Genomic DNA, 2,872 nt, shown 5'->3' on the forward strand with positions numbered 1-2,872 from the left:
ATCAACTCGAAACTCCTTCGGGTTGTATGGTTAAGTGACTAAGCGTACACGGTGGATGCCTTGGCAGTCAGAGGCGATGAAAGACGTAGTAACTTGCGATAAGCCCAGATTAGGTAGTAACAACCATTTGAGTCTGGGATTTCTGAATGGGGAAACCCACTAGCAYAAGCTAGTATCATTAACTGAATTCATAGGTTAATGAGGCGAACCGGGGGAACTGAAACATCTAAGTACCCCGAGGAAAAGAAATCAACCGAGATTCCGAAAGTAGCGGCGAGCGAAATTGGACTAGCCCTTAAGCTTTACACGCGTTAGACGAACGGTCTGGAAAGTCCGACGATACAGGGTGATAGTCCCGTAGTTGACGATGTGTGTTCAGTGAAATCGAGTAGGGCGGGACACGTGTTATCCTGTCTGAATATGGGGGGACCATCCTCCAAGGCTAAATACTACTGACTGACCGATAGTGAACCAGTACCGTGAGGGAAAGGCGAAAAGAACCCCTGTGAGGGGAGTGAAATAGAACCTGAAACCGTGTACGTACAAGCAGTAGGAGCAGGCTTTGTCCTGTGACTGCGTACCTTTTGTATAATGGGTCAGCGACTTATATTCAGTGGCAAGGTTAACCATCTAGGGGAGCCGTAGGGAAACCGAGTCTTAACTGGGCGTTCAGTCTCTGGATATAGACCCGAAACCAGGTGATCTAGCCATGGGCAGGTTGAAGGTTGAGTAACATCAACTGGAGGACCGAACCGACTAATGTTGAAAAATTAGCGGATGACTTGTGGCTAGGGGTGAAAGGCCAATCAAACCTGGAGATAGCTGGTTCTCCCCGAAAGCTATTTAGGTAGCGCCTCGGACGAATACTACTGGGGGTAGAGCACTGTTAAGGCTAGGGGGTCATCCCGACTTACCAACCCTTTGCAAACTCCGAATACCAGTAAGTACTATCCGGGAGACACACGGCGGGTGCTAACGTCCGTCGTGGAGAGGGAAACAACCCAGACCGCCAGCTAAGGTCCCAAATTATAGCTAAGTGGGAAACGATGTGGGAAGGCTTAGACAGCTAGGATGTTGGCTTAGAAGCAGCCATCATTTAAAGAAAGCGTAATAGCTCACTAGTCGAGTCGGCCTGCGCGGAAGATGTAACGGGGCTAAGCTATAAACCGAAGCTGCGGCAATGAAGTTTACTTCATTGGGTAGGGGAGCGTTCTGTAAGCCGTTGAAGGTGTGTTGTAAAGCATGCTGGAGGTATCAGAAGTGCGAATGCTGACATGAGTAACGATAAAGGGGGTGAAAAACCTCCTCGCCGGAAGACCAAGGGTTCCTGTCCAACGTTAATCGGGGCAGGGTAAGTCGACCCCTAAGGCGAGGCCGAAAGGCGTAGTCGATGGGAAACGGGTTAATATTCCCGTACTTCTTACAATTGCGATGGGGGGACGGAGAAGGCTAGGTGGGCCTGGCGACGGTTGTCCAGGTTCAAGTGCGTAGGCTGAGAAATTAGGTAAATCCGGTTTCTCTTAAGGCTGAGACACGACGTCGAGCTACTACGGTAGTGAAGTCATTGATGCCATGCTTCCAGGAAAAGCCTCTAAGCTTCAGATTGTAAGGAATCGTACCCCAAACCGACACAGGTGGTCGGGTAGAGAATACCAAGGCGCTTGAGAGAACTCGGGTGAAGGAACTAGGCAAAATGGTACCGTAACTTCGGGAGAAGGTACGCTCTTGACGGTGAAGTCCCTCGCGGATGGAGCTATTGAGAGTCGCAGATACCAGGTGGCTGCAACTGTTTATTAAAAACACAGCACTGTGCAAAATCGTAAGATGACGTATACGGTGTGACGCCTGCCCGGTGCCGGAAGGTTAATTGATGGGGTTAGACTTCGGTCGAAGCTCTTGATCGAAGCCCCGGTAAACGGCGGCCGTAACTATAACGGTCCTAAGGTAGCGAAATTCCTTGTCGGGTAAGTTCCGACCTGCACGAATGGCGTAATGATGGCCACGCTGTCTCCACCCGAGACTCAGTGAAATTGAAATCGCTGTGAAGATGCAGTGTACCCGCGGCTAGACGGAAAGACCCCGTGAACCTTTACTACAGCTTGGCACTGAACATTGACCCTACATGTGTAGGATAGGTGGGAGGCTTTGAAGCAAGTACGCCAGTATTTGTGGAGCCGTCCTTGAAATACCACCCTTGTAGTGTTGATGTTCTAACGTCGACCCCTAATCGGGGTTACGGACAGTGCCTGGTGGGTAGTTTGACTGGGGCGGTCTCCTCCCAAAGAGTAACGGAGGAGCACGAAGGTGGGCTAATCACGGTTGGACATCGTGAGGTTAGTGCAATGGCATAAGCCCGCTTAACTGCGAGAATGACGGTTCGAGCAGGTGCGAAAGCAGGTCATAGTGATCCGGTGGTTCTGAATGGAAGGGCCATCGCTCAACGGATAAAAGGTACTCCGGGGATAACAGGCTGATACCGCCCAAGAGTTCATATCGACGGCGGTGTTTGGCACCTCGATGTCGGCTCATCACATCCTGGGGCTGAAGTCGGTCCCAAGGGTATGGCTGTTCGCCATTTAAAGTGGTACGCGAGCTGGGTTTAGAACGTCGTGAGACAGTTCGGTCCCTATCTGCCGTGGGCGTTGGAGAATTGAAAGGGGCTGCTCCTAGTACGAGAGGACCGGAGTGGACGAACCTCTGGTGTTCGGGTTGTGTCGCCAGACGCATTGCCCGGTAGCTAAGTTCGGAATCGATAACCGCTGAAAGCATCTAAGCGGGAAGCGAGCCTTGAGATGAGTTCTCCCTGATACTTTAAGTATCCTAAAGGGTTGTCGGAGACTACGACGTTGATAGGTCAGGTGTGTAAGTGCTG

Annotated in this window: 1 rRNA gene; it reads left to right on the forward strand. The window is 51.1% G+C overall.

The annotated features are described in order from the left end of the window. Positions 1-28 precede the first annotated feature (28 nt). A 23S ribosomal RNA gene (locus DPF93_RS20890) occupies positions 29-2,872 on the forward strand; the annotation flags it as partial.

The organism is Vibrio rhodolitus (assembly GCF_003350325.1).
GTDB classification, from domain to species: domain Bacteria; phylum Pseudomonadota; class Gammaproteobacteria; order Enterobacterales; family Vibrionaceae; genus Vibrio; species Vibrio rhodolitus.